The sequence below is a fragment of the Pseudothauera nasutitermitis genome, assembly GCF_004801295.1.
GTDB lineage: Bacteria > Pseudomonadota > Gammaproteobacteria > Burkholderiales > Rhodocyclaceae > Pseudothauera > Pseudothauera nasutitermitis.
This window is the reverse complement of record NZ_SSOC01000003.1, coordinates 89,416-108,086: the sequence shown is the minus strand read 5'-3', so window position 1 is coordinate 108,086 and position 18,671 is coordinate 89,416. Positions and strand designations below refer to the sequence as shown.

Sequence of the window (18,671 nt, the reverse complement as noted above, 5' to 3'; positions counted from 1 at the left end):
GGGCTTCCAACAAGCCCTATCGGCATGCGTGCACGATACTTGAAGCCGTTCCGCCGATAGGCCGGAATAGGCGGGTGGGACGGGCCTATTTCCGCCCCAGGCCACCGAGCAGGAAGGCCACCGGGCGCTGTGCGCGGCGTGGGGCTTCGACAGGCTTGGCCGTGGCGGCCGGTGTGGTGGCCACGGCGGCGGTGGCCGACTCGTAGGGTTTGCTGAAATCGAAGCCGTCGGGCGCGACAGTGCTGGGGGCCGGGCGGGAGCGCGCCGGTGCACGCGCGCCGCGTTCCCGTTCCCGGCCGCCATCCTGGCGTTCGCGCGCACCCTCCTGCTTGTCGGCCGGGCGGCGCGAGCGGCCCTTGCCGGCTTCGAAGAACTCGGGTTCGGGGTCGAAGCCGGGCACCACTTCCTGCGGAATCTGCAGCTTGATGAGCTTTTCGATTTCCGACAGCCAGTGCTTTTCCTCGGTGCACACCAGCGACACCGCGTTGCCCTTGTGGCCGGCGCGGCCGGTGCGGCCGATGCGGTGCACGTAGTCTTCGGCGGTGTGCGGCAGTTCGTAGTTGATCACATAGGGCAGTTCGTCGATGTCCAGTCCGCGCGCGGCCACGTCGGTGGCCACCAGCACGCGCAGCTTGCCGGCCTTGAAGGCTTCCAGGGTCTCGGTGCGCTGCTGCTGGCTCTTGTCGCCGTGGATGGAGTCAGCGGAGATGCCGTGGCGCTCCAGGAAGTGGGCGAGGCGGCCGCACACCAGCTTGGTATCGACGAACACCAGCGCTTGGGTGTCGGGCTGGTGGCGCAGCAGGTGGGCGAGCAGGTTGCGCTTCATGCCGGAGGAAACCGGGTGCACCACGTGGGTGATGGTTTCCGACACCATGTTGCGGCGGGCCACTTCGACCATCTGCGGGTTCTTCAGCATCTGGTCGGCGAGCTTCTTGATCTCGTCCGAGAAGGTGGCGGAGAACAGCAGGCTCTGGCGGCTGGAGGGCAGCAGCGCGAGGATGCGCTTGATGTCGGGGATGAAGCCCATGTCGAGCATGCGGTCGGCTTCGTCGAGCACCAGCATTTCGACCTGGGACAGATTGATGGTCTTCTGCTGCACGTGGTCGAGCAGGCGCCCCGGCGTGGCGATGACGATCTCGATGCCGCGCCGCAACTCCTGGATTTGCGCGTTCATGTCCACGCCGCCGTAGATGCAGGTGGAGCGCAGCGGGACGTGCTTGGAGTAGGTCTTGACCGACTCATGCACTTGCATGGCCAGTTCGCGGGTGGGCGCGAGGATCAGCGCGCGCGTCTGGTGGCGAGCGGGCGAGGTGCTGGTGTTGGCGTGGCGCGCGAGGCGCTGCAGCAGCGGCAGGGTGAAACCGGCGGTCTTGCCGGTGCCGGTCTGCGCGCCGCCCATGATGTCGTGGCCGGCGATCACGATGGGGATGGCCTGGCGCTGGATCGGGGTGGGTTCGGTGTAGCCGGCGTCGGCTACGGCTTGCTGCAGTGCGGGGATGAGGCCGAGGTCGGCGAAGCTCATGGGTGGTCGTCGTGGGTCCGGTATCCGCGCAGCGGCCGGAAGCGTTGAAAAAACGGATTATATACCCTGCGCCACGGCCTTGCCCGGATGCATGGTGGGCCGCTGGGGTGATCGCATGTTCTCCCCTGCGGGAGAGGACTGGGGGAGGGGGAGCCCCGCAGGGGCGTCAGCAAACGTGCGAACGGGGATATCTGGTTTGCAGATATCCATATAGGAAACCAAGCTTGGGCCCCCGGGCGCCGGGAAAATATACTGCCGCGCCGATGGATGCGCGCCGCCGCGTCCGCCCGCATGGCCGGGTTTACATGCTCAGACAGGGATCCAAGGTGACAGGTGCGAAGCTGGTAATCGATACGCTGCGCGCGGCCGGCGTCGACACGGTGTTCAGCCTGTCGGGCAACCAGATCATGCCCCTCTACGACGCCTGCATCGACGCCGGGGTGCGCATCGTGCACGTGCGTCACGAGGCCGCCGCGGTGCACATGGCCGACGCCTGGGCGCAGCTCACCGGCTGCATCGGTGTTGCGCTGCTCACCGCGGGGCCGGGTCTGGTCAATGGCCTCGCGCCCCTGTTCGCCGCCCGCCATGCGGAAAGCCCGGTGCTACTCGTTTCCGGCGATTCGCCGCTGGATGCAGACGGCACGGGCGCCTTCCAGGAACTCGCCCTGACCCAGGTCACCGCGCCGCTGGTCAAGCAGGCCCGGCGGGCACTCAAAGCTGGGGATCTGGTGCGCGAGGTGGGCCAGGCCATCGAGACGGCCCTGTCCGGCCGTCCCGGCCCGGTGCATCTGGCCGTGCCGTTCGATCTGCTGCGCCGGGAGGTGCCCGTACAGCGCGGCGCAGCCGGTTTTCCCCAGGTGCGCAGGATCACGCCCCTGGCGCGGGCGGACGCCGAAGACATCGTCCGCCGCATCGCCCGGGCCCGTGCGCCGGTGCTGCTGGCCGGCCCGCTGCTCAACCGCAGCCGCGCGGCGGGGCTCACCGAATTGGCGGCGCGCGCGCTGGCCGCGCCGGTGGTCGCCATGGAGAGCCCGCGCGGGCTGCGCGACCCGGCGTTGGGTACCTTCTCCACTGTGCTGGCGGAGGCGGATCTGGTGGTGCTGGTGGGCAAGGTGCCCGATTTCTCCCTGGGCGTCGGCGGCACGCTCCCGTTCGGCGCCGATGCCGAGGTGGTCGCCATCGACCCCGAGGCGGCGATGCTGGAGCGCGCCCGCCGCCTGTTCGGCAGCCGGCTGCGCCTGGCCGTGCGGGCGGATGCCGACGCCGCGCTGCGCACGCTGGCCGAACGGGCGCTGCCGGCCGGGCGCGGGGAATGGCTGAGGCGCGTCGACGCCAGCCTGCGCCGGCGTACCCTGCTGGACGAGCGGCCGGCGCAGGCCGGCATCGGCCCGCAGGACATCTGCGCGGCGGTGCAGAAGGCCATCGACGGCGCGCGCGAGCCCATCCTGATCTGCGACGGCGGCGAGTTCGGCCAGTGGGCCCAGGCCCTGTGCACGGCGCCGTCCAGGCTCATCAACGGCCTTTCGGGCAGCATCGGCGGCGGCCTGTGCCACGCCATCGCCGCGCGCCTCGCGCGCCCGCACGCCGGCGTGTTCCTGATGAGCGGGGACGGTTCGGCGGGCTTCCATCTGGCCGAGTTCGAAACCGCGGCGCGGGAGAACGCGCCCTTCGTCGCCGTGGTCGGCAACGATGCGCGCTGGAATGCCGAGCACCAGATCCAGTTGCGCGACTACGGCCCGGAGCGTCTGATCGGCTGCCAGTTGAGCCGCGCCGCGCGCTACGACCTCGCGGCTGCGGGGCTGGGCGGCCACGGCGCCCACGTCACCACGGCCGCCGATCTGGACGAGGCGCTGGTCGCGGCCGTGGCCAGCGGCCTGCCGGCCTGCGTGAATGTGGACATGGCGGGGCTGCCCGCCCCCGTGTTCGTCGACCGCGGGCAGGGCGCCGCGCCGCCGCGGGGTCCGGGAGGGCACCCATGAACGAGGTGGAGCGCACCGTGCCGGCAACGGAGGAAGGCCGCAGCCTGACCGTGCGCATCTGGCGGGGCGCCCAGGACGGCGAATTCGTGTCCTACGCCGTGCCGTGGCGCGCCAACCAGACCGTGCTGGACGTGGTCACCGAGATCCAGCGGCGCATCGAGCCCGCGCTGGCCTACCGCTTCTCCTGCCGCGTGGGGGTGTGCGGTTCCTGTGCCATGACCGTGAACGGCAAGCCGCGCTGGACCTGCCGCAGCCACGTCGGCCACGTGCACGAGGACGGCGTCCTCACCTTGGAGCCCCTGCGCAACCTGCCGCGCATCAAGGATCTGGTCGTGGACATGAGCGGGTTCTTCGACAAGTGGCAGCAGGCCGGCGGCCGGTTCAGCGGCACGGCGACGCGGCACGACCCGCCGGCGGCGGTGGACCCGTACAGCAGGAAGCGCAGGCTGGCCGACGCGGCCATCGAGTGCATCAACTGCGGGGTCTGCCATGCGGCCTGCGACGTGGTGGCATGGAAGCCGGATTACCTCGGCCCGGCCGCGCTCAACCGGGCCTGGACGCTGGTCAACGACGAGCGCCACGCCGGCGCGCGGGACACCCTGAAACGGGCGCTGGCCGACGGCGGCTGCTGCGCCTGCCACACCCAGGGCGGCTGCATGGCCCATTGCCCGCTCGGGCTCAGCCCCACCGGCAGCATCGCCGGACTGAAGCGCCTGGCGTTGCTGGAATTCTTCAAGGGAGGGCGCTGAGGTGGACCTCCGGCTGTTCATGCTGCAGCGCCTGACCGCCGCGGTCCTGGGGCCGCTCGTGCTGGTCCATCTCGGCCTGATTCTGCATGCCGTGCGCGGCGGGCTGACGGCGCAGGAAATCCTCGCCCGGACCCAGGACAACGCGTGGTGGATGGCCTTCTACGGCCTGTTCGTCGTGGCCGCGGCCGTCCATGCGGGCATCGGCGTGCGCAACGTGCTGCTGGAGTGGCTGCGCCTGCCGCGCCGGCTGGGGGATGCGCTCGGCCTGCTCTTCGGCGCGGCGCTGCTGGTGCTGGGCGTGCGCGCCGTGGTCGCGGTGGGGGGCGCATGGGCCTGAGATCCGCCGATCGCCATCAGGCCTATCTGGCCTTTCTCGGCCACCGCATCTCGGGTCTGGCGCTGGCGTTCTTCCTGCCCCTGCATTTCCTCGTCCTCGGCCTGGCCCTGGAAGGCCAGGCGCGCCTGGACGGCCTGCTCGCCTTCGCCGCCATGCCGGCCGTCAAGGCGGCCGAATGGGCGCTGGTGGTGCTGCTGGCGCTGCATCTGGGCCTGGGGCTGCGCCTGCTGGCGGTCGAGTTCCTCGCCTGGCCGGGCGCGCGCGGCGCCCGGCTGCACTGGATCGGCCGTGCCGCGGGTTTCGCCCTGTCCGTCGGCCTCGTCTTCCTGTGGAGCATCTTGCGCGGATGAACATCGAGCGTTCCACCACCGACGTGCTGATCCTGGGTTCGGGCGGCGCCGGGCTGTTCGCCGCGCTGCACGCCAGGCAGGCCAATCCCGCGCTGGAGGTCACCGTGGCGGTGAAGGGCCTGATGGGCAAAAGCGGCTGTACGCGGATGGTGCAGGGCGGCTACAACGTGGCGCTGGCCGCGGGGGATTCGGTGGAACGCCATTTCATGGACACCATCGAGGGCGGCAAATGGCTGCCGCGCCAGGATCTGGCCTGGCGGCTGGTGGTGGGCGCCGTGGAGCGGGTGCGGGAGCTGGAGAACGAGATCGGCTGCTTCTTCGACCGCAACCCGGACGGCACGCTGCACCAGAAGGCGTTCGCCGGGCAGAGCTTCGACCGCACCGTGCACAAGGCCGACCTCACCGGCATCGAGATCATCAACCGGCTGATGGAGCAGGTGCGCGGCGCCGGCGTGCGCCGCCTGGAGGAACACCGTGCCATCGAGCTGATCCCCGCGCGGGACAAATCCGGCATCGCCGGCGTGCTGTTCATCGACATGCGCGCCGGCACCTACCGCTTCGTGGGGGCCAAGGCCGTGCTGCTCGCCACCGGCGCCGGCCCCTCCATGTATCGGTACCACACGCCCTCGGGGGAAAAAACCTGCGACGGCCTGGCCATGGCCCTGCGCTACGGCCTGCGCGTGCGCGACATGGAGATGGTGCAGTTCCACCCCACCGGCCTGCTCGGCGGCCCCGACACGCGCATGACCGGCACCGTGCTCGAGGAGGGCCTGCGCGGCGCCGGCGGCCATCTGCTCAACGGCGCCGGTGAACGCTTCATGCACCAGTACGACCCGCGCGGCGAGCGCGCCACGCGCGACGTGGTGAGCCGCGCCATCCATGCGGAGATGCGCGCCGGGCGGACCTCGCCGATGGGCGGCGTGTACCTCCGCATGAGCCACCTGGGGCCGGAGGCGGTGGCGCGCAGGTTCCCCGGCATGGTGCAGCGCTGCCGGGACTGCGGCTTCGATCTGGCCGGGGGGCAAGTGGAGATCGTGCCCACCGCGCACTATCTGATGGGCGGCGTGGAGTTCGACGTGGACGGCGCGACCGCCTCGCCCGGCCTGTTCGCCGCCGGCGAGGACTGCGGCGGCGTGCATGGCGCCAACCGGCTGGGCGGCAACGGGGTGGCGAATTCCACAGTGTTCGGCGGCATCGCCGGCGATTCGATGGCCGCCTACGTCGCCGCGGGCGCGCCCCTGCGCGACCCGGACGAGCAGGCCATCGAGCGGGGTGTGGCGCGGGCGGAATTCCCCTTCTCGCGTCCGCCGCAATCCAGCCTGCCAGTGCGCGAGGCGCTGGCACGCACCATGTGGGACGAGGTCGGCATCCTGCGCACGCGGGCGGGCCTGGAGCGCGGGCTGGACAGGATCGCGGCGCACCGCGGCGAACTGGACGCCACCGGCGTGGCGGACGGCGAGCGGCGCTTCAACCTGAGCTGGCACGACTGGCTGAACCTGGACAGCCTGGCCACGATCTCGCAGGTCATCGCGCTGTCCGCCCTGGCGCGCGAGGACAGCCGCGGCGCGCATTTCCGCGAGGATTTCCCGCACAGCGGGGATCCGGCGGGCTCGCACTACACGCGCGTGGCACAGCGGAGCGACGCCTTCGCGCTGGACATGGTGCCGGTATCCTTCGACATCGTGAAACCGGGCGAATCGCTGATCGGGGAGGCGGGATGACGATCGCCATCGAACGCATCGAGGCGGCGGCCTACGAGATCATGTGCCGTGCGGCCATCGACATTCCGCCGGACTACCGCCGGGGCATAGCGGAGATGCGCGCGCGCGAGACCGGGAAGCTGGCGCGCTTCGTGCTGCACGCGATGGCCGAGAACTGGGAAGCCGCGAGTGCGGACCGCCGGCCCATGTGCGCCGACACCGGGCTGCCGCGCTACTACGTCAAGGTGGGCAACGAGGCCAGGGTGGAAACCGGCTTCGTCGGCGTGGAGCGGGTGCTGCGCCAGGCCACCGCGCGCGCCACCCGCGACGTGCCGCTGCGGCCCAACCGCGTGCATCCCCTGTGGCGCACCGAGCACGGCAACAACGTGGGCATCAACGCGCCGGAGATCGACTGGAGCTTCGAGCCCGGCGCGGACTGGGTGGACATCACCACCGTGCACAAGGGCGGCCTGTTCGGCACCGACTACCGCATGCTGTTCCCCGGCGACGGCGTGGACGGCATCAAGCGCTTCGTGCTCGACGGCCTGATCGCCTTCGGCAAGCGGGGCCTGGCCTGCCAGCCCGCGATCCTCGGCATCGGCCTGGGCGGCTCCAAGGATACCTGCATGCAGCTCGGCAAGCAGGCGGCCTGCCTGCGCATCGTCGGCGACCGCCACCCCGACCCCGGCATCGCCGCCCTGGAACTGGAGCTGCAGGCCCTGGGCAACGCCATCGGCATGGGTGCGATGGGCTTCGTGGGATCGTCCATGGTGGTGGATTGCCACATCGAGGTCGGGCACACCCACACGGGCGGGATGCCGGTGAGCATGCATACCTTCTGCCTGGCCTCGCGCCGGGCCACGGCACGCATCCACGCCGACGGCGCGGTCGAATACCGCAGCGACCCGCAGTGGTTCACCCCCTACCTGCGCAGGGAGACGACGGAATGGGAAACCCGGACGAGGACCTGAAGATCGTGCGGCTCGCCCTGCCGGCCGGCGACGAGGACATCGGGCGGCTGGAGACCGGCTCCGTGGTCTATCTGACCGGCACCGTCTATACGGCGCGCGAGGGCGTCTACCAGAAGGTGCTGGGCGAGGGGCATGCGCTGCCGGTGGACCTGCGCTCGCTCAGCCAGGCGAACTTCCACTGCTCGCCCGCCGCCGCGGCGCAGCCGGACGGCCGCTACAAGGTGGGCGCGGTCACCGCCACCGCCAGCTTCCGCTTCTCCAGATGGATGGACCGCTGGCTGAAGCTGACCGGCACCCGCATCGTCATCGGCAAGGGCGGCATGCCCCACGAGGACTATGGCAAGGTCATGGTGCCCAACGGCGCGGTCTATCTGACCACGGTCGGCTACGGCACCGGCGCGCTGCTGGGCCGCGGCATCCGGCGTGTGCGCGAGGTCCATTGGCTGGACGAACTGGGCATTGCCCAGGCTCTGTGGATCTTCGAGGTCGAGGATTTCGGCCCCTTCATCGTGGAGAGCGACGTCCGCGGCAATTCGCTCTTCCACCAGCACGGCGAGGCGATCAATGCGCGCATCGACGCGCTGTACGCGGGGCTGAAGCCGCCGGCCCTGCACCGCTACGGCGAGACCGACGACCGCAAGCGCGAAGTCATGTAGCGCCGCCGGCAGGATTTCGTCCATCGTTGCGGGTGGGTGCGGAGATGTTTAAACTCCGTATAAACGAATGCTTGGAGATTGCCATGACCGAAACCGTCCTCGACATCAAGCACTGGGGCAACAACCTCGGCGTGCGCCTGCCCGCGGCCGTGGCCCGTGCCGCCCACCTGCATGCCGACCAGCGCGTGCGCATTTCGGTGGAGGGCGAGCGGGTCATCATCACCCCCCTGCGCGACGAGCCACCGACCCTGGAACAGCGCTTGGCCCACTTCGATCCGGCGCGCCACGGCGGCGAAGCCATGCAAACCGGCGAGGCGCTCGGGGCCGAACGGTGGTGAGGCGCGCCGCCGCCGGCTGGGTGCCGGAGCGCCGGGACGTTATCTGGATCGACTGCAATCCGCAGCGCGGGCAGGAAATGCGCGACGTCCATCCCTTTCTGGTGCTGTCGCCCAAGGCCTTCAACGAACGCACCTCGCTGGTCATCGGCCTGCCGATGACCACGGCCGCCTACAACGCTGACAATCCCTTCGCCATCGCCGTGGGGGTAGCCGGCGGACGCAAGAGCGGGCAGACCAGCTACGTGCTTTGCCACCAGCCCAAATCCTTCGACTGGCGCCTGCGCGGCGGCGCTCCGCACCCGATGAAACGGCTTGCGGAGGCCCGCTTCGCCGAGGTGCTGGCGGTGCTCAACCAGATCGTCCAACTGGCCTGAGCGCAAGCCCCGCGCGGCTGCGGGGCGGGCCGGTCATGCGCGGGCCGGCGTATATCCTTTGCAGGATTGATTCGTTGGCGCGTCTGGCCGGGCCTCGCACAATGCGGCGCTGTTTTCGGCCATCCGCCCGCCGGGGCGGCTTCACGACGAAAGATGAGCGCTCCCGAGACCTATCCCGTTCCGCCCGGCTTCGCCGCCAGGGCCCACGTGGACGCCGCCGCCTACGAGCGGCTGTACCGCGAATCCATCGACGACCCCGACGCCTTCTGGCGCGGGCAGGCCGCCTTCATCGACTGGCTGCGGCCGTTCACCCGGGTCAGCGACACCCGCTTCGACCCGGACGACCTGCGCATCCAGTGGTTCGCCGACGGTGCGCTGAACGCCTCGGTCAATTGCGTGGACCGCCACCTGCCGGCCAAGGCCGCGCAGCCGGCCATCCTGTGGGAAGGCGACCGCGTGGGCGAATCGCGCACGGTGAGCTGGGGCGAACTGGCCGACCAGGTCAACCGCCTCGCCAACGTGCTGAAGGGCCTGGGGGTGGCCAAGGGCGACGTGGTGACCATCTACCTGCCGGTGATTCCGGAGGTCTTCGTCGCCATGATGGCCTGCGTGCGCATCGGTGCCGTCCATTCCGTGGTGTTCTCCGGCTTTTCCTCCGAGTCGCTGGAAAACCGCATTGCGGACGCCGGCGCCAAGGTGCTGATCACCGCCGACGAGGGCCTGCGCGGCGGCCGCGCGGTGCCCCTCAAGCGCAATGCCGACCGGGCGGTGGCCGGCCAGCCCAGCATCCGCCACGTGGTGGTGGTGCGCCGCACCGGCGCCGAGGTGCCGTTCACGCCGGGGCGCGACCGGTGGTACGACGAGGCCGTGGCCGCCGCCGACCCCTGGTGCGAGCCGGTGGAAGTGGGCGCCGAGGACCCGCTGTTCATCCTGTACACCTCGGGCTCCACCGGCAAGCCCAAGGGCCTGGTGCACACCACCGGCGGCTATCTGGTGCATGCCGGCACCTCGTGGCGGATCATCTTCGACTGGCACGAGGGCGACGTGTTCTGGTGCACCGCCGACGTGGGCTGGGTCACCGCGCACACCTACAAGATCTACGGCCCGCTGCTCAACGGCGCCACCAGCGTGCTGTTCGAAGGGGTGCCCACCTGGCCGGATTCGTCGCGCTGGTGGTCCATCATCGAACGCCACCGGGTCAACCTCTTCTACACCGCGCCCACCGCCCTGCGCGCGCTGATGCGCGAAGGCGAGGGGCCGGTTGCACGCCACGACCTGTCGTCCCTGCGCGTGCTCGGCTCGGTGGGTGAGCCGATCAATCCCGAGGCCTGGCGCTGGTACCACTCGGTGATCGGCGGCGGGCGCTGCCCCATCGTCGATACCTACTGGCAGACCGAAACCGGCGCCGTGCTGCTGGTGCCCATTCCCGGCGCGATTCCGAACAAGCCGGGCAAGGCCGCCAAACCCTATTTCGGCATCCGCCCGGCGATTCTCGACGCCCAGGGGCGCGTGCTGGAGGGGCCGGGCGACGGGAACATGTGCTTCGCCGGCTCCTGGCCGGGCCAGGCGCGCACCATCCTGCACGACCACGAACGCTTCGTGCGCACCTACTTCGCGCCGTATCCCGGCTATTTCTTCACGGGTGACGGCGTGGGGCGCGATGAGGATGGCTACTATCGCATCAGCGGCCGGGTGGACGACGTGATCAATGTTTCCGGCCACCGCCTGGGCACCGTGGAACTGGAAAGCGCCATTTCCTCGCACCCGGCGGTGGCCGAGTCGGCGGTGGTCGGCTATCCGCACGAGGTCAAGGGCCATGGCGTGTTCGCCTACGTGACGCTGAAGGCCGGCCATGACGAATCCGAGGCATTGCACCGTGAAATCGTCGCCTGGGTGCGCGAGCGCATCGGCCCGATCGCCACGCCGGACGTCATCCAATGGGCGCCGGCATTGCCGAAGAACCGTGCCGGCAAGATCCTGCGGCGCATCCTGAGCAAGGTGGCGGCCAATGATTTCGAGAATTTCGGCGATACCTCGACGGTGGCCGAACCGGGGGTGGTGGATGACATCGTCCATCGCCGCCAGCGCGACCTGGGTGTGGCGGATACAAGGGAAAACGCATGAATGCCGATGAACTGCGCCAATTGCAGGCCCCGTTGAAGGGTCAATACAAGACCGATCCGTCGGCCGCGCTGATCACACTCAAGGCTGCCGGCGAGCTGGATGCCGACAACGTGGTATGCCGTGTGGAAACCGGCCGCGCGCTGGTCGAAGCCGGCCTGCATCCGGCCACCGGCGGCAGCGGTGCGTTCGCCTGCTCGGGCAACATGCTGCTCGATGCGCTGGTGGCCTGCGCCGGGGTGACCCTGAAAGCGGTGGCCACCGCAATCGGTTTCCAGCTCGCCGGGGGCAAGGTGTTCGCCGAGGGGGATCTCGATTTTCGCGGAACGCTGGGCGTCGACAAGGAGGCCCCGGTGGGTTTCCGCGAAATCCGTCTGCATTTCCAGCTGGACAGCACCGAGCCGCAGGAACGCGTCGACCAGTTGGTCAAGCTCACCGAGCGTTACTGCGTGGTGTTCCAGACCCTGGCCCGGCCCGCGCGCCTGAGCCTGCGGGTGGACCGTGCGGTGCCCTGAGCCGGGCACCTGGAGGAGGATGCGTCGTTGATCCTGGAAACGTCGCCATCCCCCGGGCTTGCCGAGGGACACACGGAGCCGGCGCCCTTCGAACCCTTGCGCGTGGCCCGGGAACTGGCCCGCCGTTTTGCCGAAAACGCCGTCGAGCGCGACCGCCTTGGCGGCACGCCGAAGGCCGAGCGCGACGCGCTGCGCGACAGCGGCCTGCTGCGCATGAGCATTCCGCGTGCCTATGGCGGCTACGGGGCGAACTGGCAGGAGACGCTGGAGGTAGTGCGCGTGCTGGCGCGCGTGGATGGGTCCATTGCCCACCTGTTCTCCTTCCAGCATCTGATGCTGGCCACCGTGCGCCTGTTTTCCCGCCCCGACCAGTGGGAGCCCTGGTATGAGCATACCGCGCGGCGCAACTGGTTCTGGGGCAATGCGCTGAATCCGCTCGACGAGCGCCTGGTGGCCACGCCGCAGGATGGCTGGCACGAGTTTTCCGGCATCAAGAGCTTCTGCTCCGGCGCGCTCGACTCGGAGATGCTCATCGTCTCGGCGCGCAGCCGCGATACATCCGCCATGCTGATCGCGGCCCTGCCGACCCAGCGCAGCGGGGTGAAGACCCTGCAGGACTGGGACAACATCGGCCAGCGCCAGACCGACAGCGGCAGCGTGACCTTCGAGAAAGTGCGGGTCGAGGACGACGAAATCCTCGCCGATCCGGGGCCGCTGTCCTCGCCCTTCGCCTGCCTGCGTCCGCTGATCGGCCAGTTGTGCCTGATCGCGATCTACCTGGGCATCGTGGAAGGCGCCTTCGACGAGGCCCGGCGCTACACGCGCACCGAAGCGCGTCCATGGTTCCGCTCCGGGGTGGAGCGTGTCGAACACGACCCCTACGTACTGCTGCGCTACGGCGAGTTCTGGCTGGCACTGGAAAGCGGGCGGGCGCTGTTCGAACGCGCCGTGGATGCACTGGACGCGGCCTGGCGCAAAGGCGAGGCGCTGGACCATGCCGAGCGCGGCGAGCTTGCACTGGCGATCGCCGCCGCCAAGGCGGTGGTCAGCCGCGGCGGGCTCGACCTGTGCACACGCATGTTCGAAGTCGCCGGCGCGCGCGCCACCCATTCGGCCCTGGCGCTCGACCGTTACTGGCGCAACCTGCGTACCCACACCCTGCACGACCCGCTCGACTACAAGCTGCGCGAGATGGGCGAATGGGCCCTGGTCGGGACCTACCCCGAGCCGAGTTTCTACTCCTGAGCGCCATGATGCCGGATGCCCGCGCCGACCCTCCCGCCGCGCAAGCACCGCCTGCCGCCACGGGGGATAGCGGGCACTTGTGGACCCTGCCGAACCGGCAGGCGCTGGCCACCTCGATCCGCGCGACCGCACAGGTTTTCGAGGATCCGCGTTCGATGGAGCTGCTGGCGCGCATCCGGCTGATCGCACCGAGCGACGCCAGCGTGCTGGTGATGGGCGAAACCGGCACCGGCAAGGAACTGGTGGCGCGCCACGTGCACGCGCTGAGCCACCGCGCGGGCGCGCCGTTCATCGCGGTCAATTGCGGCGCCTTTCCTGAAACCCTGGTGGAAAGCGAGCTGTTCGGCCACGAGAAGGGCGCCTTCAGCGGGGCCTTCGCCGCCAAGGCGGGCTGGTTCGAGGCCGCCAACGGCGGCACGCTGTTCCTCGACGAGATCGGCGACCTGCCGCTGGCCGTGCAGGTCAAGCTGCTGCGCGTGCTGCAGGAGCGCGAGGTGGTGCGCCTGGGCTCGCGCCGCACGGTGCCGATCGACGTGCGCGTCGTCGCCGCCACCAACGTACGGCTGGAAGAGGCCGTGGCGGCCGGGCATTTCCGCGAGGATCTGTATTACCGCCTGCACGTGGTCTCGCTCGACCTGCCGGCGCTGCGCGAACGCCCCGGCGACATCCTGCCGCTGGCCCGCCATTTCATCGCCGAGTACCGCCAGCGCCTGGGCTACGGCGACATCCGCCTGGGCAGCGAAGCAGCGGACAAGCTGCTTGCCCATCCCTGGCCGGGCAACATCCGCGAACTGGAAAACGTCATCCATCACGCCCTGCTGATCTGCCGCGACGGGCTGATCCGCCCGGCGGACCTGCACCTTTCCTCGCTGCAGGGCGGCGCACGCGCGGGCGAGATCGCCGCCGATCCGCGCGCCCGCCTGGAGGCCGCGCTGGCGGCTTACTTCCAGGAAGACCACGAACATCTCTATGAGCACCTGGAAGACGTGATCGTGCGTGCGGCCTTCGAATACAGCGAGCGCAACCAGGTCCAGGCCGCCCGTCTGCTGGGCATCAGCCGCAATGTGCTGCGCGCGCGGCTGATCCGCATGGGCGCGATCGCCGCACTCAAGTAGGCCCCCGGGGCTGCTGATGGAGCAGCAGTCGATCAGCAGCGTGCTGCCAGGGCAACACGGAAATGTCCAGGAAAGGCGGAAAGGCTTGCCGTTGTGCGGAAGGCGCATCTGGCACGGCTTCTGCTCCTATTGAAGGAATCTGTGTTGAATCGTCCATTCCATTTATTTTGATAATCAAATCACTGCCATGAGCCTGACCGCCGAGGATGCCGGGGAGTACTCGATTTCCATTGCCGCGCTGAGCAAGCGCTACCGTCCGCATGCGGGCACGGAGGCGCTGCTGGCGCTCGAAAACATCGATCTGCGGGTCCGGCGCGGCGAGTTCCTGTCCATCCTCGGGCCGAGCGGCTGCGGCAAGTCCACCCTGCTGCACATCATTGCCGGACTGACCGGCGCCGAAGGCGACATCCGGGTGCACGGCCGCAAGGTGGTGGGCCCGGACCTGGACCGTGGCGTGGTGTTCCAGGACTATGCGCTGTTTCCCTGGCGGACCGTGCTGGACAACGTTGCCTTCGGCCTGGAGATCAAGCGGATTGCCGCCGCCGAACGGGAGGAAATCGCCCGCCGGCATATCGCGGCGGTGGGCCTGCAGGGCTTCGAGGAGCGCTACCCGGCGCAGCTTTCCGGCGGCATGAAGCAACGCGTGGCGATTGCCCGCGCGCTGGCCTACGACCCCGAGGTGCTGCTGATGGACGAGCCCTTTGCCGCGCTCGACGCGCAGACGCGCGAGATCCTGCAGGGCGAACTGCTGCGCATCTGGGAGCGCACCGGCAAGACCATCGTGTTCGTCACCCACAGCCTGGACGAGGCGGTCTTCCTGTCGCAGCGGGTGGCGGTGATCACCGCGCGGCCGGGGCGCCTGAAGGCGGTGGTGGACATCGATCTGCCGGCGCCGCGCCACGAGCGCGACGTGCGTTCCAGCGCCGAGTTCTCCGCCGTGCGCCACCAGCTGTGGGAACTGCTCGCCGACGAGGTCAACAAGGCCAGCGGCTACGGGCTGGAAAGCCGCGCCCGAGCGGTCGGGCAAGCCTCCCCCGGATGGTTCGCGACCTTGGCCGGAGCCTTCTCGCGGAGGGCCGGGTGATGATCCGCACATTGCTGTTGCGCGCCTCCGTGGCGGTGTTGATTCTCGGCGCCTGGGAAATCGCCCCGCGCGCCGGCCTGGCCGATCCGACCTTCCTGCCGCCCTTCTCCAGCGTGGTGGACGCGCTGTGGAACTGGATCGCGTCGGGCGAGATCGTCCGCCACGTGTCCATCAGCCTGCAGCGCACCGCGCTGGGCCTGGGGCTGTCCATCCTCATCGGCGTGCCGCTCGGCATCCTGATCGGCACCTCGCATCTGTTCGCCGGCGCCTTCGACGGGCCGCTGCAGGCCAGCCGGCAGGTCTCGGCGATCGCGCTGTTCCCGGTGTTCATCCTGTTCTTCGGCATCGGCGAACTGTCCAAGGTGATGATCATCTTCTGGGCCTCGGTGTGGCCCATCCTGCTCAACGCCACCGCCGGGGTCACCGACGTCGACCCGGTGCTGATCCGTTCCGCGCGCTCGATGGGCGCCCGGGGGCTGGTGCTGTTCCGCAAGGTCACCCTGCCGGCCGCCACGCCGGCCATCTTCACCGGCATCCGTACCGGTGCGGCCTACGCCTTCATGGTGCTGGTGGCCGCCGAAATGATCGGCGCCAACGCCGGGCTCGGCTTCCTGGTGCTGCACTCGCAGGAAGTCTTCCGCATTCCGCAGATGTACGCGGCCATCGTCGCCCTGGCCATTTTCGGCCTGGTGCTGAACAAGCTCCTGCTGGTGCTGGAGCACAACCTGACCTCGTGGCGCGCGGCGGCCACGGGGCATTGATTCCCCCTCGACCCACTGTTGAAACCAGGAGCCCTACCGTAATGAAACTCTCCACCCTGTTGTCCGCAGCCGGCCTGGCGCTGGCTAGCTTGTCGGCCCCGGCGCTGCATGCCGCCGGAGCGAATCCGTTCCCGATCAAATACGCCAACGTGCAATGGTTCGACCCGGTCTACATCGCCGACGAGAAAGGCTGGTTCGAAGAGGAAGGACTGAAGATCGACTGGGTCGGCGAAGTCCCCGCCGCCCAGCTCGTGCCTTCGGTGGCCTCCCGCAAGGTGGACATCACCAACCGCATGACGCCGCTGGTGCTCACCGCGCGCCAGGGCGGCGCCAAGCTGACCCTGATCGCCGCCGGCGCGCAGACCACGCCGGAGCGTCCGCACATGCAGTACCTGGTGAAGGCCGGCAGCCCGATCCAGTCCATTGCCGACTTCAAGGGCAAGAAGGTCGGCATCAACAGCTTTGGTGCGTGCTCCGAGTATGTGCTGAAGGAGTACCTGAAGCGCAACGGCCTGGACGGCAGCGTGGAGTTCGTCGTGCTGCCCGATCCGAACATGGAGCAGGCGCTCACCCAGGGACTGATCGACGTGGGCGTGCTGCATTCGCCGTTCTACGAGAAGGCGCTGATCACCCGTACCGCCACCGCCGTGTTCAGCGATTACGCGGTCGATGATGGCGAGCCCGGCATGCTGCCGTACTTCACCCACGACGACTTCATCAAGGAAAACCCGGAAGTGGTGCGCAAGTTCGTCAAGGTGCTGGTGCGCGCCTCCAACTGGGTCAACCAGAACCATGAGGAAGCCGGGCAGATCTTCGCCAAGCGGCGCGGCCTGGATCCGCAGTACGCGGGCAGCTGGAGCTACTACGAGAACGGCCTGATCGCGGATGGCCCGGTGCAGTGGTGGATCGACTACCTGGAAGGCATCGGCCAGCTCAAGCCGGGCACGCAGAAGGCTGCCGACGTGTATACCAACCGCTTCAACCCCTATTACGTCGCCAAGCAGTAAGCGGTGGCGCGGCGGAACGTTCCCCGTGCCGCCGCGCCATGCTTCATCGGTCCGGATCCAGATCATGCCGTCCGCTTTCCTCTCCTTGATCCGGCGCTGCGCGCTCGGCCTCGCCGCGCTCACCGCCCTGCCGGCACATGCGGCGAGCTTCGGCGACGCGTTCTACCTGTTCGTCAGCCACCCCGCCAGCAGCCTGATCACCGTCATCGACACGCGTGAGGACCGCATCGCCGGCACGCTGGACGCGGGCCTGGCGCCGGTGCAACTGGAAGGTTCGGGCGATCTGGCCAAGCTGATCGCCATCGACGGACGCACGCCACGCATCCACCTGGTCGAGCTGACCACCGGCCGGGTGGTCAGCGTCGCGCTGGACTTCGTGCCGCGCCGCGTCGTGCTCAGCCCGGACCGTCTCAAAGCCGCCGTGTTCTCCCCGGAAGAAGAGCGGTTCGCCCTGGTCGATCTGCTCTTTGCCGTCCCCCTCGGCCCGGCCCGCCGGCATCCGCAACTGCACGACCTGCTGTTCGACCGCTGGGGGCGGACGCTGTATGTCGCCGACGCTGGAGGCATCGAACGCTTCGACCTGGACGCGGGCCGTCCACTCGGGCGCATCGGTCCGGCAGGCGCGGTCCTCGGGCTGTACCCCAGCGTTTCCAGCCGCCATCTGTATGCCCGCTCGGCCGACGGGGCGATCCATGCGGTCGAACTCGAAGCATCCGCCACCGCCGCCGGCCCGGGCAGTTTCGCGGCCGGGGAGGGCGTGGCGCGCGCCTACACGAATGCCACCGGCACCCGGCTGTTCCTGCCCGACAGCGCGCAGCGGCGGATGTCCATCGTTTCCCCGCTCACCCTGGAAACCCAGGCCACGCTACCCGCCGCCGCCGGCCTGGGGCACGTGTATTCGGCGTGGTTCGATACCGTGGCCTTCGTGCCCAGCGCGGAAGGCCCCGCGGTGCTGGTGTATGACCAGGAACGCGCCGCGCGTGACGCCGACATCCCGCTGTCCGGCCCCGGCGGACGCGGCACCGTGACACCGGACGGGCGCAAGTTCTACCTGCCGATCGCGGGCGAGCCGCGCCTTGCGGTCATCGACGCGGAAGGGCGCCGCCTGGCGAAGTACCTCCCCCTCGACGCACCGCCGCTGGCCGCGCTGATGGCGGTGACCTTCGGCATCTGCCACTGATGCGCATCCATTTCCCCAACAACGGAGCCACAACCATGCACAAGAAAACCATCCGCCCGGGCCTCGCGCTGGCCGCCATGCTGGCCGCCCTGGCCGCCTCTCCGCAGGCCGCCGCCCACGGCGGCCCGGCGCTTCCCGCCGTCGCCCCGGCCATCGGCGGCCACTTCGAGCTGACCGACCAGCATGGTCGCAGCGTGCGCGACAGTGACCTGCACGGCAAGGTGGCGCTGGTTTTCTTCGGCTTCACCCACTGCCCGGACGTGTGCCCGATCACCGTCGCCAACCTCGCCCAGGCGCTGAAACTGCTCGGCGAGCAGGCCGAGCAGGTGGTGCCGGTGTTCATTACCGTGGACCCCGTGCGCGACACCCCGGAAGTGATCGACGCCTATCTGTCCAACTTCGATGCCCGTTTCGTCGGACTGACCGGCACGCCCGAGCGCATTGCCGCCGTGGCCGCTGCCTACAAGGCGTACTACAGCGAGCCTCCGGCCAGCGCGCACGCCGGCCATGCCGGACACGGCGGCCACGCATCCGCGGAGAACTATCGCGTCGACCACACCAGCTTCGTCTACCTGCTCGGCACCGATGGCCGCTACCGCACGCATCTGGCCTTCAACGAAACTCCATCGGCCATTGCCGCTGCGGTGCGTCCGTATCTGCCGTAGCG

At 69.4% G+C, this 18,671-nt stretch carries 19 protein-coding genes; 18 read left to right on the top strand and 1 reads right to left on the bottom strand.

Going from position 1 to position 18,671, the window contains the following annotated elements; genetic code table 11:
- Positions 1 to 85: 85 nt before the first annotated feature.
- Positions 86 to 1,522 carry a DEAD/DEAH box helicase gene (locus E6C76_RS07820; RefSeq protein WP_136347693.1) on the bottom strand — a complete coding sequence of 479 codons (1,437 nt, stop codon included), beginning with the start codon at positions 1,520 to 1,522 and terminating at the stop codon, positions 86 to 88.
- A gap of 326 nt (positions 1,523 to 1,848) precedes the next feature.
- Between E6C76_RS07820 and E6C76_RS07815 the strand changes: the two genes are divergently transcribed.
- From E6C76_RS07815 to E6C76_RS07730, 18 genes are all read left to right on the top strand, one after another.
- Positions 1,849 to 3,501 (top strand): thiamine pyrophosphate-binding protein, encoded by a 1,653-nt coding sequence (locus E6C76_RS07815; protein ID WP_136347692.1) that lies wholly within the window; start codon positions 1,849 to 1,851, stop codon positions 3,499 to 3,501.
- Positions 3,498 to 4,250: a succinate dehydrogenase/fumarate reductase iron-sulfur subunit gene (locus E6C76_RS07810; RefSeq protein ID WP_136347691.1), complete on the top strand. Its 753-nt coding sequence runs from the start codon at positions 3,498 to 3,500 to the stop codon at positions 4,248 to 4,250. Before E6C76_RS07815 ends, E6C76_RS07810 begins: the two co-directional genes overlap by 4 nt.
- Before the next feature lies 1 nt (position 4,251).
- Entirely contained in the window at positions 4,252 to 4,587 is a 336-nt protein-coding gene (locus tag E6C76_RS07805; protein ID WP_136347690.1) for a succinate dehydrogenase, read from the top strand.
- Complete coding sequence (locus E6C76_RS07800; RefSeq protein WP_211090160.1) at positions 4,578 to 4,937, top strand: hypothetical protein; 360 nt, start codon at positions 4,578 to 4,580, stop codon at positions 4,935 to 4,937. Before E6C76_RS07805 ends, E6C76_RS07800 begins: the two co-directional genes overlap by 10 nt.
- Entirely contained in the window at positions 4,934 to 6,658 is a 1,725-nt protein-coding gene (locus tag E6C76_RS07795) for an L-aspartate oxidase (protein ID WP_136347689.1), read from the top strand. The genes E6C76_RS07800 and E6C76_RS07795 overlap by 4 nt, the downstream gene beginning before the upstream one ends.
- Complete coding sequence (locus E6C76_RS07790; RefSeq protein ID WP_136347688.1) at positions 6,655 to 7,608, top strand: fumarate hydratase; 954 nt, start codon at positions 6,655 to 6,657, stop codon at positions 7,606 to 7,608. Before E6C76_RS07795 ends, E6C76_RS07790 begins: the two co-directional genes overlap by 4 nt.
- Entirely contained in the window at positions 7,584 to 8,264 is a 681-nt protein-coding gene (locus E6C76_RS07785; RefSeq protein ID WP_136347687.1) for a fumarate hydratase C-terminal domain-containing protein, read from the top strand. Before E6C76_RS07790 ends, E6C76_RS07785 begins: the two co-directional genes overlap by 25 nt.
- 83 nt (positions 8,265 to 8,347) lie before the next feature.
- Positions 8,348 to 8,602 carry an AbrB/MazE/SpoVT family DNA-binding domain-containing protein gene (locus tag E6C76_RS07780; protein ID WP_136347686.1) on the top strand — a complete coding sequence of 85 codons (255 nt, stop codon included), beginning with the start codon at positions 8,348 to 8,350 and terminating at the stop codon, positions 8,600 to 8,602.
- Positions 8,599 to 8,976: a type II toxin-antitoxin system PemK/MazF family toxin gene (locus tag E6C76_RS07775; RefSeq protein ID WP_211090159.1), complete on the top strand. Its 378-nt coding sequence runs from the start codon at positions 8,599 to 8,601 to the stop codon at positions 8,974 to 8,976. The genes E6C76_RS07780 and E6C76_RS07775 overlap by 4 nt, the downstream gene beginning before the upstream one ends.
- 153 nt (positions 8,977 to 9,129) lie before the next feature.
- A complete protein-coding gene (acs, locus tag E6C76_RS07770) occupies positions 9,130 to 11,100 on the top strand; it encodes an acetate--CoA ligase (protein ID WP_136347684.1) in 1,971 nt (656 codons plus the stop codon).
- Positions 11,097 to 11,612, top strand: a complete 516-nt coding sequence (locus E6C76_RS22365) for an OsmC family protein (RefSeq protein ID WP_136347683.1) — start codon at positions 11,097 to 11,099, stop codon at positions 11,610 to 11,612. Before acs ends, E6C76_RS22365 begins: the two co-directional genes overlap by 4 nt.
- Positions 11,613 to 11,639: 27 nt before the next feature.
- Positions 11,640 to 12,857: an acyl-CoA dehydrogenase family protein gene (locus E6C76_RS07760; protein WP_230976193.1), complete on the top strand. Its 1,218-nt coding sequence runs from the start codon at positions 11,640 to 11,642 to the stop codon at positions 12,855 to 12,857.
- A 77-nt stretch (positions 12,858 to 12,934) separates the two neighbouring features.
- Positions 12,935 to 13,972 carry a sigma-54 interaction domain-containing protein gene (locus E6C76_RS07755; RefSeq protein ID WP_331000009.1) on the top strand — a complete coding sequence of 346 codons (1,038 nt, stop codon included), beginning with the start codon at positions 12,935 to 12,937 and terminating at the stop codon, positions 13,970 to 13,972.
- A gap of 187 nt (positions 13,973 to 14,159) precedes the next feature.
- On the top strand, positions 14,160 to 15,056 hold the full coding sequence (locus E6C76_RS07750; RefSeq protein ID WP_136347681.1) for an ABC transporter ATP-binding protein: 897 nt from the start codon (positions 14,160 to 14,162) through the stop codon (positions 15,054 to 15,056).
- Complete coding sequence (locus E6C76_RS07745) at positions 15,056 to 15,817, top strand: ABC transporter permease (RefSeq protein WP_211090158.1); 762 nt, start codon at positions 15,056 to 15,058, stop codon at positions 15,815 to 15,817. Before E6C76_RS07750 ends, E6C76_RS07745 begins: the two co-directional genes overlap by 1 nt.
- A 41-nt stretch (positions 15,818 to 15,858) precedes the next feature.
- Entirely contained in the window at positions 15,859 to 16,824 is a 966-nt protein-coding gene (locus E6C76_RS07740; protein WP_136347679.1) for an ABC transporter substrate-binding protein, read from the top strand.
- A 64-nt stretch (positions 16,825 to 16,888) separates the two neighbouring features.
- Positions 16,889 to 18,004, top strand: a complete 1,116-nt coding sequence (locus E6C76_RS07735; protein ID WP_136347678.1) for a YncE family protein — start codon at positions 16,889 to 16,891, stop codon at positions 18,002 to 18,004.
- Between the two features lie 35 nt (positions 18,005 to 18,039).
- The gene (locus E6C76_RS07730) at positions 18,040 to 18,669 is read left to right on the top strand and encodes an SCO family protein (protein WP_136347677.1); all 630 of its coding nucleotides are present in this window, start codon (positions 18,040 to 18,042) and stop codon (positions 18,667 to 18,669) included.
- Positions 18,670 to 18,671: the final 2 nt, after the last annotated feature.